The organism is Rhizobium sp. BK289, assembly GCF_014193575.1.
In the GTDB taxonomy this organism is placed as follows: domain Bacteria; phylum Pseudomonadota; class Alphaproteobacteria; order Rhizobiales; family Rhizobiaceae; genus Rhizobium; species Rhizobium tropici_C.
The window spans coordinates 98,257-111,088 of record NZ_JACHZO010000017.1; the positions used below are offsets into that span (position 1 = coordinate 98,257).

General features: G+C 59.5%; 12 protein-coding genes and 3 tRNA genes. 11 read left to right on the forward strand and 4 right to left on the reverse strand.

Annotation, left to right across the window (positions count from 1 at the left end):
• Positions 1–123 precede the first annotated feature (123 nt).
• Together FHT84_RS26370 and prfB are read left to right on the forward strand one after the other, a co-directional pair.
• Positions 124–2,586: a penicillin-binding protein 1A gene (locus FHT84_RS26370; RefSeq protein ID WP_112344258.1), complete on the forward strand. Its 2,463-nt coding sequence runs from the start codon at positions 124–126 to the stop codon at positions 2,584–2,586.
• Between the two features lie 126 nt (positions 2,587–2,712).
• A protein-coding gene (gene prfB / locus FHT84_RS26375; RefSeq protein ID WP_183764951.1) for a peptide chain release factor 2 occupies positions 2,713–3,844 on the forward strand; the annotation gives its coding sequence in 2 pieces (ribosomal slippage) (positions 2,713–2,781 and positions 2,783–3,844; 1,131 coding nt in all).
• 85 nt (positions 3,845–3,929) lie between these two features.
• Here the strand turns inward: prfB and FHT84_RS26380 are convergent.
• Positions 3,930–4,703 (reverse strand): NAD kinase, encoded by a 774-nt coding sequence (locus tag FHT84_RS26380; protein WP_113250561.1) that lies wholly within the window; start codon positions 4,701–4,703, stop codon positions 3,930–3,932.
• Positions 4,704–4,873: 170 nt separating this feature from the next.
• Here FHT84_RS26380 and FHT84_RS26385 point away from each other — a divergent pair.
• The 3 genes from FHT84_RS26385 (at position 4,874) to FHT84_RS26395 (ending at position 5,787) form a co-directional block, all read left to right on the forward strand.
• Positions 4,874–4,949: transfer RNA gene (locus tag FHT84_RS26385), tRNA-Thr, on the forward strand.
• A gap of 131 nt (positions 4,950–5,080) precedes the next feature.
• The gene (locus FHT84_RS26390; RefSeq protein ID WP_112344261.1) at positions 5,081–5,347 is read left to right on the forward strand and encodes a hypothetical protein; all 267 of its coding nucleotides are present in this window, start codon (positions 5,081–5,083) and stop codon (positions 5,345–5,347) included.
• 146 nt (positions 5,348–5,493) lie between these two features.
• Complete coding sequence (locus FHT84_RS26395) at positions 5,494–5,787, forward strand: hypothetical protein (RefSeq protein ID WP_112344262.1); 294 nt, start codon at positions 5,494–5,496, stop codon at positions 5,785–5,787.
• Between the two features lie 57 nt (positions 5,788–5,844).
• On the opposite strand, the gene FHT84_RS26400 is transcribed toward FHT84_RS26395, so the two are convergent.
• Positions 5,845–6,534, reverse strand: coding sequence for an AprI/Inh family metalloprotease inhibitor (locus FHT84_RS26400; RefSeq protein WP_113250747.1), 690 nt, complete (start codon positions 6,532–6,534; stop codon positions 5,845–5,847).
• 40 nt (positions 6,535–6,574) lie between these two features.
• Positions 6,575–7,483 (reverse strand): 23S rRNA (guanosine(2251)-2'-O)-methyltransferase RlmB, encoded by a 909-nt coding sequence (gene rlmB / locus FHT84_RS26405; protein ID WP_112344263.1) that lies wholly within the window; start codon positions 7,481–7,483, stop codon positions 6,575–6,577.
• Between the two features lie 197 nt (positions 7,484–7,680).
• Here rlmB and FHT84_RS26410 point away from each other — a divergent pair.
• The 4 genes from FHT84_RS26410 (at position 7,681) to tuf (ending at position 10,072) form a co-directional block, all read left to right on the forward strand.
• A tRNA-Tyr gene (locus tag FHT84_RS26410) sits at positions 7,681–7,765 on the forward strand.
• A 22-nt stretch (positions 7,766–7,787) separates the two neighbouring features.
• Positions 7,788–7,861 (forward strand) — tRNA-Gly (locus tag FHT84_RS26415).
• Positions 7,862–8,066: 205 nt separating this feature from the next.
• The gene (locus FHT84_RS26420; RefSeq protein ID WP_113250560.1) at positions 8,067–8,495 is read left to right on the forward strand and encodes a DUF3597 domain-containing protein; all 429 of its coding nucleotides are present in this window, start codon (positions 8,067–8,069) and stop codon (positions 8,493–8,495) included.
• Between the two features lie 401 nt (positions 8,496–8,896).
• Positions 8,897–10,072 carry an elongation factor Tu gene (gene tuf / locus FHT84_RS26425; protein WP_075852341.1) on the forward strand — a complete coding sequence of 392 codons (1,176 nt, stop codon included), beginning with the start codon at positions 8,897–8,899 and terminating at the stop codon, positions 10,070–10,072.
• A gap of 166 nt (positions 10,073–10,238) precedes the next feature.
• Here the strand turns inward: tuf and FHT84_RS26430 are convergent, their stop codons facing one another.
• Positions 10,239–10,769, reverse strand: a complete 531-nt coding sequence (locus tag FHT84_RS26430; protein ID WP_113251535.1) for a GrpB family protein — start codon at positions 10,767–10,769, stop codon at positions 10,239–10,241.
• Positions 10,770–10,923: 154 nt separating this feature from the next.
• Here FHT84_RS26430 and FHT84_RS26435 point away from each other — a divergent pair, with 154 nt between their 5' ends.
• Positions 10,924–11,817: an NAD(P)-dependent oxidoreductase gene (locus FHT84_RS26435; protein WP_113251536.1), complete on the forward strand. Its 894-nt coding sequence runs from the start codon at positions 10,924–10,926 to the stop codon at positions 11,815–11,817.
• A gap of 323 nt (positions 11,818–12,140) precedes the next feature.
• The gene (locus FHT84_RS26440) at positions 12,141–12,827 is read left to right on the forward strand and encodes a glycosyltransferase (protein WP_113251537.1); all 687 of its coding nucleotides are present in this window, start codon (positions 12,141–12,143) and stop codon (positions 12,825–12,827) included.
• Positions 12,828–12,832 lie beyond the last annotated feature (5 nt).

Sequence of the window (12,832 nt, forward strand, 5' to 3'; positions counted from 1 at the left end):
CGAGTGAAGCACGGCTTTGTTTCATTGCCGTCTTGCATTAACACCGCGAGCATGCAAAACGCCCGTGGTTATGCGATGATCTCGCGCACATGCCGCATGAAGAACAAGCACCGGTAGTATCACATGATCAGACTGATTGGATATTTCTTTGGGCTGGGCTGCCTCCTGTTTCTGGGTGTGGCGGCTGCGGCGGCCATCTATCTGAGCGTGGTCTCCAAGGAGCTTCCCGACTATGAGGTGCTTGCGAAATACGCACCGCCGGTGACGACACGCATTCATGCCGGCAACGGCGCATTGATGAAGGAATATTCGCGGGAGAACCGGCTTTTCGTGCCGATCCAGGCCATTCCCGATCGCGTCAAGGCAGCATTCCTGTCCGCGGAAGACAAGAATTTCTACAATCACCCCGGCGTCGACGTCGGCGGTCTGGCGCGCGCCATTGTGGTGAACCTGCAGAACATCGGTTCCGGCCGCCGCTTCGTCGGCGCATCGACCATCACGCAGCAGGTCGCCAAGAACTTCCTGCTTTCCGCCGACCAGACCTTTGACCGCAAGATCAAGGAAGCCATTCTCTCCTTCCGCATCGAACAGGCCTACAGCAAGGACAAGATCCTCGAGCTCTACCTGAACGAGATCTATTTCGGCCTGAATTCCTACGGCATCGCCGGCGCCGCGCTCACCTATTTCGACAAATCCGTCAACGAGCTGACCATTGCCGAATCGGCCTATCTGGCCTCGCTTCCCAAGGGACCGTCCAACTACAATCCGTTCCGCCGCGCCGAGGCAGCGCTGACCCGCCGCAACTGGGTGATCGACCGTATGGTGGAGAACGGCTATGTCAGCCAGAGCGACGGTGAAGAGGCAAAGAAGCAGCCGCTCGGCGTGGTGCCGCCGAAGAGCGGCCCGTCGCTTTTCGCCTCGGATTATTTCGCCGAAGAAGTCCGCCGCCAGCTGATCGATCAATACGGGGAAAAGACCCTTTATGAAGGCGGCCTTTCCGTCCGCACGTCGCTCGACCCGCAGATGCAGCTCGAGGCACGCAAGGCCCTGCAGGACGGTCTGGTCGATTATGACGAGCGCCGCGGTTACCGCGGCCCGCTCAAGCAGATCGCGACTTCGCAGGATTGGGGTGCCGAGCTTGCCAAGGTTCCAGCGCTGAGCGACGTGCCGGAGTGGCAGGTCGCCGTTGTCCTCTCCGCTTCCGATCAGGGTGTCGACATCGGATTGCAGCCGAGCGTCGATGCGGCCGGTAAGGTTTCGCCCGAGCGCAAGCGCGGCACGATCGCTGCTGCCGACATGCGCTGGGCCTACCGGTCTGCGGGCGGCAAATCGGTGAAATCGCCGAGTGGCGTGCTGAGCGCCGGCGATGTGATTTACGTGCAGAAGACCGGCAACGCCGATTCCAGCAGCTATCGCCTGCGCCAGCCGCCGAAGGTACAGGGCGGCCTAGTCGTCATGGATCCGCATACCGGCCGCGTGCTCGCCATGGTCGGCGGCTTCTCCTATGCACAGTCCGAATTCAACCGCGCGACCCAGGCCAAGCGTCAGCCGGGTTCGTCGTTCAAGCCGTTCGTCTACGCCGCCGCGATGGATAACGGCTATACGCCGGCATCCGTCATTCTTGACGATCCACTGCAGATCACCCTCAGCAACGGCGATGTGTGGAAGCCGACGAACTACGAAGGCGAGGGTGGCGGCGTGCACACGCTGCGTTTCGCCATCGAGCATTCCCGCAACCTGATGACGGTCCGTCTTGCAGCCGATATGGGCATGCCGCTGGTGGCCGAATATGCCGAGCGCTTTGGCATCTACGACCATATGAACCCGGTTCTCGCCATGTCGCTCGGCGCGGGCGAAACGACGGTGCTGCGCATGGTTTCGGCCTATTCGGTCATGGCCAACGGTGGCAAGCAGATCAAGCCGACACTGATCGACCGCATCCAGGACCGCTACGGCAAGACGATCTTCAAGCATGAGGAGCGCGTCTGCGACAATTGCAATGTGAATGCCTGGCAGAATCAGGACGAGCCGGTCATCGCCGATAATCGCGAGCAGGTGCTCGATCCGATGACGGCCTATCAGGTCACGTCGATGATGCAGGGTGTCGTTATCCGCGGTACGGCCGCCGGCAAGATCAAGCTCAACACCGATGTCGCCGGCAAGACCGGCACCACCAACGATGAAAAGGATGCCTGGTTCGTCGGCTTCACGCCGAGCCTCGTCGCCGGCCTCTACATCGGCTATGACACGCCGACCACGCTGGGCCGGGGCGGCACCGGCGGCGCGCTCGCAGCGCCAGTCTTCAACGAATTCATGCAGGCGGCGACGAAAGATCAACCGCCGGAGAAATTCCAGGTTCCGGCTGGCATGACGATGGTCGCGGTCAATCGCGCGACCGGCATGGCAGCGCAGCAGGGCGATCCGAATGCCATCATGGAAGCCTTCAAGCCCGGTACCGGCCCGGCAACGAGCCTCCAGGTCATTGGTGGTGGCGATGCCGCCGCGCAGGTGGCGCCGGAGGAAATTCTAAGGACGTCGCCACAGGCGAACCAGGCGGTTACGTCCGGGGCCGGCGGTCTCTTCTGATCCCATCCTATTTGTCAGATCGTCATGCCGCGGGGCTTTACACCAGCGGCATGTATATCTATGTCACCAGCACTCTTTGAATTGGATGGCCGTTCGCATCGAGCGGTGAAATGAAGAAGTGGGACTATGCGAGCCGAAATCGAGAAAGTAGTCGATGAAACCAAGCAGGCTATCACCCTGCTGAGGAGGCATCTTTGACTGGGACCAGGCGATAAGACGACTGGACTGGTTGAATAACAAGGCAGAGGATCCGACCCTCTGGAATGACGCCGCCGAAGCGCAGAAGCTGATGCGCGAGCGCCAGCAGCTCGATGACGGCGTCAACGGCGTACGCGCCCTCGAGCAGCAGCTTGCCGACAATGTCGAGCTGATCGAGCTCGGCGAGGAAGAAGGCGATGACGACGTCGTGCGTGACGCGGAAGAAGCCCTGAAGGCCCTCAAGGCCGAAGCTGCCCGCCGACAGGTGGAAGCCATGCTTTCCGGCGAGGCTGATGCCAACGACACCTATCTCGAAGTCCATTCCGGCGCCGGCGGTACCGAGAGCCAGGATTGGGCGAACATGCTGCTGCGCATGTATACCCGCTGGGCCGAGCGTCAGCGCTTCAAGGTGGAACTCCTGGAAGTTCATGACGGCGAAGAAGCCGGCATCAAGTCCGCGACGCTGCTCATCAAGGGCCACAATGCCTATGGGTGGCTGAAGACCGAATCGGGCGTGCATCGCCTTGTCCGTATCTCGCCCTATGACAGCAATGCGCGCCGCCACACCTCGTTCTCGTCGATCTGGGTCTACCCGGTCGTCGACGACTCGATCCAGATCGAGATCAACGAAAGCGATTGCCGTATCGACACCTATCGCTCGTCCGGCGCCGGCGGCCAGCACGTCAACACGACCGATTCGGCCGTGCGCATCACGCATATTCCGACCGGCATTGTCGTGCAGTGCCAGCAGGAACGCTCGCAGCACAAGAACCGCGCCAAGGCGTGGGACATGCTGCGCGCCCGCATGTACGAGGCGGAATTGATGAAGCGGGAAGAGGCGGCCAACGCCGAAGCCGCTTCGAAGACGGATATCGGCTGGGGTCACCAGATCCGTTCCTATGTCCTGCAACCCTACCAGCTGGTCAAGGACCTGCGCACCGGCGTTGCCAGTACCGCGCCCGGCGACGTTCTGGACGGTGATCTCAACGAATTCATGGAAGCCGCCCTTGCGCATCGCATCAGCGGTGCGGCCGATGCGGTCGTCGACGACGTCGAGTGAGTTCGAACATTCCAGCACCAATAAAACCAATAAAAAAGCCCCGGTCGGGGCTTTTTTATTGGCAAGCGCGTTGTAAATTCCAGCTTCAATCCGAAAACTGTTCCGCAAGGATCCGGTCCGACCACGATCTGTCCGGATCCGAAAGAATGCGGGCCGTCGTATCTTCGCTCTGGCGGATTTGGATGCCGAGAACGGACTTGACCTCGGCATTGTCGGCGGCGGCGTTGACCGGGCGCTTTTCCGCTTCGAGCACGGTGATGTCGACCGTGACCTTGTTCGGCAGCAGCGCCCCGCGCCAGCGACGAGGGCGGAAGGCGCTGACCGGCGTCATGGCCAGCAGCGGTGCCTCCAGCGGCAGGATAGGGCCATGGGCGGAGAGATTATAGGCCGTGGAGCCTGCCGGCGTCGTTACCATAAGGCCATCACAGATCAGCTCCGGCAGACGGACCCGACCGTCGATTTCGACCTTCAGTTTCGCCGTCTGATAGGACTGGCGAAACAAGGACACCTCGTTGATGGCGAGCGCGACGCGGGAGCTGCCGTCGGCATTGCGCGTCGTCATCTGCAGCGGATGGAATGCGTTTTCGACGGCCGCCTCTATGCGCTCGGCCAGGCAATCCGTTCGATAGTCATTCATCAGGAAGCCGATCGAACCGCGGTTCATGCCATAGACGCACTTGCCGGAATTCATGGTGCTGTGCAGTGTCTGCAGCATGAAGCCGTCACCACCGAGCGCCACGACGACATCCGCACTCTCCTGCGGCGTCTGGCCATAGAGGCGAATCAGTTCCTGCTGCGCCGCCTGAGCCTCGGGCGCGGTAGAGGCGAGAAAGCAAACGGATTGAAGATTGCGTGACATGCAATGTCCTTTAAGTGGCCATACTAGGTAATGTTATTCCCCTTCTGCGACAAGACGTTTCAGTCGGACTGGTAAATCGTTGAGGCCACATGCTGATCCCCAGCTTTAAGTCCGAACGAGTGATTTTCCCTTTACAGGATTTGAAAATCTGTTAGTTGGCATGCGCATATGCCCTTGTAGCTCAGTTGGTAGAGCACCTGATTTGTAATCAGGGGGTCGCGGGTTCGAACCCTGCCGGGGGCACCAGATTTTTCCAAGACTTGGATGCCTTGTTGATCACTGGTATGAAAAACCGGCGGCAGCACAATAATGTATGATGCCGAAGCCTTCAGCATGTCGGCGAGATCATCAACACAATATCAAGTCTCTGGAAACATATGACCAAGCCTAAGAAGCCCAAGCTAGAGCATTCCGAACTCTCGGGTGAATTCACCGATGACGGTGTGACCGTCTTGGTCGATATCTTTCGTCCGGCCGGCACCAATGCCGACTGGCGGATGGAAGTCATTACGCCGGAAGAAGATCTGATCGAATGGGAAGAGCCCTTCGCGACCGACCGCGAGGCGTTCGACGAATTCCTGGCAACGATCGCGCGCGACGGCATCAGATCGTTCTTTGACGACGCGGACCCTATGGTTCACTGAGTCTGCCGACAGGTCTTGGCGAGCCGCATCAAATCGCGCCGTTTCTTCATGCATCCATTCGCCTGCCTGCCCGGGATTGCAGATGCATTTACAACGTCAGAAATCGGCATACACTTCATCCCGTCAATGGCGGGGAGGATACGTTCATGCGCGAGATATCGCGGCATGTCGTTTTGGGATTGCCGCTTGTCGTGATCACGGCGATCACGGGCGCGTCAGCGTTAGCGGGTGAAAACTGCTACTGCAAAAATACGGATGGAAAGCAGCATGCGGTCGGCGAGGTCGCCTGTATGACCGTCGGGGGGCGGAGTTACCTGGCGCAATGCGAGATGAACCTTAATGTCACCTCCTGGGCGAAGCTGCAGGATGGCTGCCCGGTTACCGAGAGGGTGCTTTGGCGCCAATCGGCCTGGCACCCGGCGCCGATGATCGTACGATGAGCCTTAAGCGCTTGATGTAGCGCTCGCGGTGGGCGTGCTTCTAATGCTTCGGCCGGCCTATTTGCGGACCAGCAGGAGCGGTTCGCCTTCCTCCTCCTCGGACTTCTGGAAACTGCCGTCCGGCTTCATATCGAAGGAAAGGGAGGAACCATCGCTGCCCAGCATCACCAGCCCGAAGCCTTCGGCCGCCCAGAGTGAAAGCTTGAGCTCGCTGATCTCGGCGGCACAGTCTCCGCCTGGCGACATTTTGGCGGTGCCGTCCTGATCCTTGTCGGTGGTCAGCGTGATATCGCAGACCGGCTTTCCGTCGGGCCGTTGGATGCGCCACGCGCCGGCAAGGCTTGCGACGGTCGGCACATGATCGACATCGCCCAGCGCCGGCAACAGCCATGTAGGGTCGCCGCCTTCGCTTTCCCACGGGGAGCCTTCCTCCTGCTGGAAGCGCATCAACGGCTTGCCCTCGGCATCGGCAATGGCGAGAGCGCCGTCGTCCGTGAAATTCCAGGCGCGGGCTTTGGCGAGAGCGGGCAGGGGCGTCGTGCAGGCATCGGCACCGGTGATTTCATGGCCGCCAGGGACTGTGTTTGCCCCGAAGGTGAGGCGGCAGCCCTTGGCGCCGCTTTCAGGCGCAACCAGCCATGTGCCGGTTTGCGCCTGAACGACTTCGTCGTCGGCCGCTGGAACTGGCTGGGCCACTGTCAGAACGAGGGCGGCGGAAGCCGCCGCTAGACCGAAAGCACGGATCAAGGCAAATTCTCCCGACATGCCGCGGCCGCCACAGGCGCCGCTATGATTTGAGATAGGACCGCGTCGCATATAGCGCGATCGCGGCTGCGTTCGAGACATTGAGCGATTTGATGGCGCCGGGCATGTCGAGCCGAGCCAGTACATTCACGGTCTCGCGAGTCTTCTGACGCAGCCCCTTGCCCTCCGAGCCGAGCACAAGCGCGATCTTGTCGCCGCTGAACGTGCCTTCCAGCGGCGCCGGCCCTTCCGAATCGAGCCCGATCGTCGTGAAGCCGAGCCGATGCAGTTCGCCGAGCGCATCAGCGAGATTGGTGATCTGTATATAAGGTATGAGTTCGAGCGCTCCGGAGGCGGATTTGGCGAGCACGCCTGATTCGGTCGGGCTATGGCGCTGCGTCGTGATCACGGCACCTGCGTCGAAGGCCACGGCCGAGCGCATGATGGCGCCGACATTGTGCGGATCCGTCACCTGATCGAGAACGAGCAGCAACGGGCTGTCCTTCAATGCCTCGAGGCGACGCACGGGCAGGGGGCGGGTTTCCAGCATGACCCCTTGATGGATCGCTTCAGGCCCGAGCACCTTGTCGATATCCTGAGGCGAGACGATCTCGACGGGAATGCCGAGTGAGTCGACCGGGCCGATTTCCAGCCGCACCAGCGCATTCTGCGTCGTCGACAGCTTGATGTTCCGGCGCTCGGGATTGGCAAGCGCGGCGCGGACCGTATGCAGGCCATAGAGAAAGACCTGCTCGGGCGCGAGCGCCGGCGGCTTCCAATCGTCCGCACCAGCCCGCTTTCGCTTCTGCGGAGCCGGTGTCGGGATTTCGCCGCGCTCACGCTTGGCGTCGCGATGCGCGCGGCGTAGGGTGGCGTAATGCGTGTTCTTGGCCGATTTGTCGTCGGCGGTGTTTTCAGGGCCGGAGCGGCCGGATGTTCTATCTTTGCTCATGCGGCTTTATAACCAGCGCCTTCCGGGGCGCATAGCCTCTTTCGGCCGCGGGCTTTTCCCACAGGCTGAAATTTTTTCGTCATTTTTGCCAATTCCTTGTGTTGACAGACTGAAATCGTCCGGTCATATACGCGGCGCAGATCACGGCGGCGACGCCAAGGTCTAGCAACTTGGTCGCAAGATCCAGTCGGAATACTGGAGGGATGCCCGAGTGGTTAAAGGGGACGGACTGTAAATCCGTTGGCTCAGCCTACGTTGGTTCAAATCCAACTCCCTCCACCATTCCGGACCGGATCTTGACCCCGCGGGTATAGCTCAATGGTAGAGCAGCAGCCTTCCAAGCTGAATACGCGGGTTCGATTCCCGCTACCCGCTCCAATCTTTTCAAATTGTTAGCTCGTCGATTATCTAGCTTCCGGGCCGAGCGATCTCTATGTTTGCCTGTTCGTTGCTCTGCATGCGGCTGTGCCCTTTTCATGTCCGCACTCGCTCTGGTGCCACCTTTGCATATTTGACATGAAGGGTTGCTTATATTCGCGCGAGCGATACATATTGCTCTGGCAACCGAAACGGGAGAGCGCAAATGGGTATCTTCGACAAGATCAAGGGTGCAATCTGGGGGCAGGCAAAGGCTGCCGAGGCAGCTCCGGCGCCGTCGACGACAGCCGCGACCACCAATCCGGCGCCTGCGCCGACACCGGCTCCTTCAGCGACTACGGCAGCAACCTCGCCCGCGACCAGCGCGCCGTCCGCTCCAGTGGATATCGCCTCGATCCTCGACGCCGCCGTCAAGAAGAGCGGCCAGAAGCTGGATTGGAAGCATTCGATCGTCGATCTCATGAAGGCGCTCGGCATGGATGCGAGCCTTTCGGAGCGCAAGGAGCTGGCTCAGGAGCTCGGCTACACTGGTGATGCCGGCGATTCCGCCAAGATGAACATGTTCCTGCACAAGGCTCTTTTGAAGAAGCTCGCCGATAACGGCGGCAAAGTGCCCGCCGATCTTCTCGATTGATAGGCATCGAGCCTGGATGGACTGGTGGGCTTTGCCGTCCTCCGGAGAGCAAGTCGTGGCGCGCTTCGCCGTTGCTTGATGGTTTTGCGCCCTTGCCCTTCGGCGAGGGCGTATTTCGTTGGTGGCGAGTGCTGCTTCGGTTCGGTTTTGCATCTGGAATTCTTTCCAGAGCGCCCCTATCTAAGCGCCTGAACCGGCAAATGCTTTTATGTCTTTCCGGATCGGCTGGCGACACTTGCGCGGCGAAGGAATGACGAAGGCTGCGGATCATGCGCAATCGCTCTGACTTCGCCGGGAATAGGCCCTGCAATTAAGTCTTGCGCAAATGCGATGAAAGCCTTAAACGGCGGCACTAAACCGGTTCGCCGGGGTCACTCATTACGTTCACAGGAAGCATTCAAATGGCAAAGAGTAAGTTTGAGCGCAATAAGCCGCACGTTAACATCGGGACGATCGGTCACGTTGACCACGGCAAGACGTCGTTGACGGCAGCGATCACGAAGTACTTCGGCGAGTTCAAGGCGTATGACCAAATCGACGCTGCTCCGGAAGAGAAGGCTCGTGGCATCACGATCTCGACGGCTCACGTTGAATACGAGACGCCGAACCGCCACTATGCGCACGTCGACTGCCCCGGCCACGCCGACTACGTCAAGAACATGATCACCGGTGCCGCCCAGATGGACGGCGCGATCCTGGTTTGCTCTGCCGCTGACGGCCCGATGCCGCAGACGCGCGAGCACATCCTGCTCGCCCGCCAGGTTGGCGTTCCGGCGATCGTCGTGTTCCTGAACAAGGTCGACCAGGTTGACGACGCCGAGCTTCTCGAGCTGGTCGAGCTCGAAGTTCGCGAACTTCTGTCGTCCTACGACTTCCCGGGCGACGACATCCCGGTGGTCAAGGGTTCGGCGCTTGCTGCTCTTGAAGATTCGGACAAGAAGATCGGCGAAGACGCGATCCGCGAGCTGATGGCTCAGGTTGACGCCTACATCCCGACGCCTGAGCGTCCGATCGACCAGCCGTTCCTGATGCCGATCGAAGACGTGTTCTCGATCTCCGGCCGTGGTACGGTTGTGACGGGCCGCGTCGAGCGTGGTATCGTCAAGGTTGGTGAAGAAGTCGAAATCGTCGGCATTCGTCCGACGTCGAAGACGACGGTGACCGGCGTTGAAATGTTCCGCAAGCTGCTCGACCAGGGCCAGGCCGGCGACAACATCGGCGCGCTGATCCGCGGTGTGAACCGTGACGGCGTCGAGCGTGGCCAGATCCTGTGCAAGCCGGGTTCCGTCAAGCCGCACAAGAAGTTCATGGCAGAAGCCTACATCCTGACGAAGGAAGAAGGCGGCCGTCATACGCCGTTCTTCACGAACTACCGTCCGCAGTTCTACTTCCGTACGACTGACGTGACCGGCATCGTGACGCTTCCGGAAGGCACGGAAATGGTTATGCCTGGCGACAACGTCACGGTTGCCGTCGAGCTGATCGTTCCGATCGCGATGGAAGAAAAGCTCCGCTTCGCGATCCGCGAAGGCGGCCGTACCGTCGGCGCAGGCATCGTTGCCTCCATCGTCGAGTAATCTTCGGATTATCCCTTTATAAGAAGGCCCCGCTGGAAACAGCGGGGCCTTTTCGCATTGGGAGATGTTGCATGAGCCTGATCATTCCGACAGGTGCTTCGGGCTCGGAAAAGACTGCGATCGCGCAAGCGAATGCCAGGGTGTTCCGGTAGCCTCAAACTCATCATCACCGAGTGGTGATATGGCTTGTTAGCGTAAGTTCTTCCCGCGCACGGCATACGATATCCGCAACGAAATCGCTTTTTCCGCCGGTATAATGATCCCAGTCGCCATGAGCCTCTTCGGCCAGTCGGCGCTTCAATATTGCGTAGCCGCCTGCGAATTCGGGATGTGCGCGCAGATAATCGCGGAAAAGGAGGCGGTCTCGGTGTACTGCATTTCCCGGCAGGCAAAGATAAAGCCGCGTGCCATAGGGCATATCGTCCCTGGTAAAGACCCATCGGTCGCCATCGTGCAGATCGCCATGGAAGCGAAATCCATGTGTCTTCAGGCGTTGCGTAGCGTCGAGCCTCGCATCGTTGGAAGAAAGGACGGCGTCAATATCGAGCTTGGGTTTGGCACATAGTCCCGGGACGGCGGTGCTGCCGATGTGATGGAATTCGGCGGGGCGGGTAAGGAGCAGGCCGATTGCTTTGCATCTCTGTTCGAAGAGAAGAGGCCATTGCGGATCATATTCCACAAGCGTGATTGCCCGCATCCGTGCCTTCTCCTTTAATCATGTCCGCCGTTCCCGATGCATGGCCGTCTCGATCAGATTATCTTGCCGGAAGAGCCTCCGCTCACCAAGCCGTGTCTTGCGAAATGAGCGCAAGGGCCTATGTATCGCTCGATTTTCCAAGGAGGAGATTTTCATGAAGAAACGTATTTTGTTCACGGGCGGCAGCGGCAAGGCAGGGCGTCACGCGGTTCCGTGGCTGGTGAACGCCGGCTACGAGGTCCACAATGTCGATCTCGTGCCGCTGACCAGCCCCGGCGTCACCAATCTGCAGGCCGATGTCACCGATGCGGGACAAGTCTATAACGTCCTGACCATGCATCGCGATTTTCCCGATCTCGATCAAGGCAGGGGTGTCCAGCCTTTCGACGCCGTCGTGCATTTCGCCGCCATCCCGCGCATTCTCATCAAACCGGACAACGAGACCTTCCGCATCAACACGATGAGCACCTACAATGTCATCGAGGCGGCCGCGAAGCTTGGCATCAAGAAGATCATCGTCGCTTCCAGCGAGACGACCTATGGCGTCTGCTTTGCCGAAGGCCATCGCGATTTTCACCAGTTCCCGCTGGAGGAAGACTATGATGTCAACCCGATGGATTCCTACGGTCTGTCCAAGGTCGTAAACGAGAAGACGGCTCGGGCTTTCGCCGAGCGTTTCGGCATCGACGTCTATGCGCTGCGCATCGGCAACGTCATCGAGCCCCACGAATATGAGCGTTTTCCCGAGTTTTTCGCCAACAGCGAAATACGCAAGCGCATCGCCTGGAGCTATATCGACGCTCGCGACCTCGGCCAGATCGTCCATCTCTGCATCGAAAAGGACGGCCTCGGCTTCCAGGTGTTCAACGCCGCCAACGATACGGTTTCGGCCAATACGCCATCGCGCGAACTTGCCGCGAAGCATTTTCCGAATGTGCCCTTCACACGCGAAATCGGTGAATATGAGGGGCTCTTGTCCAATCGCAAGATCCGCGAAGTGCTGGGCTTCAGGGAAGAACACAACTGGCGGAAATACGTGAAAGTCTAGGACGCTGTTTTTAAAGCATTCCCGGCGAGCGCACTTCCGGCGCCGGGTGGGGAAGGGGCAGCTGCCGTGCTGCCTCTCCATTTGTTACGCAACAAAACCAAAAATGCTTCCCCAAACACTCGACAAATACAGCCGTTTATTTAAGTAGGGTTGCGTTCGCGAAGCATCTCCTAGAGATTGCAGCGCGTGGCCGGGATATCCGTGCCCCTGTTTCGAACCACCCTCCGGCCGATGTGCTTCAAGGGTGAGCAGAGCGCGATTTGCGTCGCGACGAAAGATAATTGTCGGCTGACCCGTAGGTGCGCAGCCGTTTCGGAGGTATCATGAAGGATAACGTTGCACGTATTTTTGTCGGTTTCGATTCCAAGGAGGTCGTGGCCTATCACGTCCTGACCCAGAGCATCATCGAGCGCTCGTCGATCCCGGTGGTCTTCTCGCCGATCGTGCTCAACAATCTCGACGGCATCTTCACGCGTGAGCGCAATCCGCTGCAATCGACCGAGTTTTCCTTCTCGCGCTTCCTCGTGCCCTACCTCAGCGATTACCAGGGCTGGAGCATCTTCATGGATTGCGACATGCTCGCCCGCGCCGACATCGCCGAGCTTTGGGCGCTGCGCGACGATCGTTATGCTGCCATGTGCGTCAAGCACGACTACCAGCCGAAGATCGAAACCAAGTTCCTCGGCCAGACGCAGACCAAATACGAGAAGAAGAACTGGTCGAGCATGATCCTGTTCAACAATGCCAAGTGCACGGCATTGACGCAGGATTTCGTCAACACGGCAACCGGTCTCCAGCTTCATCAGTTCAAGTGGTTGGAGAACGACGATCAGATCGGCGAGGTGCCGGTCGTCTGGAACTATCTCGTCAACGAATACGATTATCGCGACGATGCGAAGCTCGTGCACTTCACCGATGGCGGCCCGTATTTCGACGAGTATCGCAATGACGATTACGCCGAAGAATGGTTCGCCATGCGCGACCGCATGCTGCACGTCCAGCAGAAGTGAGCGAT

Coding starts and splice junctions, on each gene's coding strand:
- FHT84_RS26370 (WP_112344258.1), top strand. CDS start 124: ATGATCAGACTGATTGGATATTTCTTTGGGCTGGGCTGCCTCCTGTTT.
- FHT84_RS26380 (WP_113250561.1), bottom strand. CDS start 4,703: ATGTCACGCAATCTTCAATCCGTTTGCTTTCTCGCCTCTACCGCGCCC.
- FHT84_RS26390 (WP_112344261.1), top strand. CDS start 5,081: ATGACCAAGCCTAAGAAGCCCAAGCTAGAGCATTCCGAACTCTCGGGT.
- FHT84_RS26395 (WP_112344262.1), top strand. CDS start 5,494: ATGCGCGAGATATCGCGGCATGTCGTTTTGGGATTGCCGCTTGTCGTG.
- rlmB (WP_112344263.1), bottom strand. CDS start 7,483: ATGAGCAAAGATAGAACATCCGGCCGCTCCGGCCCTGAAAACACCGCC.
- FHT84_RS26420 (WP_113250560.1), top strand. CDS start 8,067: ATGGGTATCTTCGACAAGATCAAGGGTGCAATCTGGGGGCAGGCAAAG.
- tuf (WP_075852341.1), top strand. CDS start 8,897: ATGGCAAAGAGTAAGTTTGAGCGCAATAAGCCGCACGTTAACATCGGG.
- FHT84_RS26430 (WP_113251535.1), bottom strand. CDS start 10,769: ATGCGGGCAATCACGCTTGTGGAATATGATCCGCAATGGCCTCTTCTC.
- FHT84_RS26435 (WP_113251536.1), top strand. CDS start 10,924: ATGAAGAAACGTATTTTGTTCACGGGCGGCAGCGGCAAGGCAGGGCGT.
- FHT84_RS26440 (WP_113251537.1), top strand. CDS start 12,141: ATGAAGGATAACGTTGCACGTATTTTTGTCGGTTTCGATTCCAAGGAG.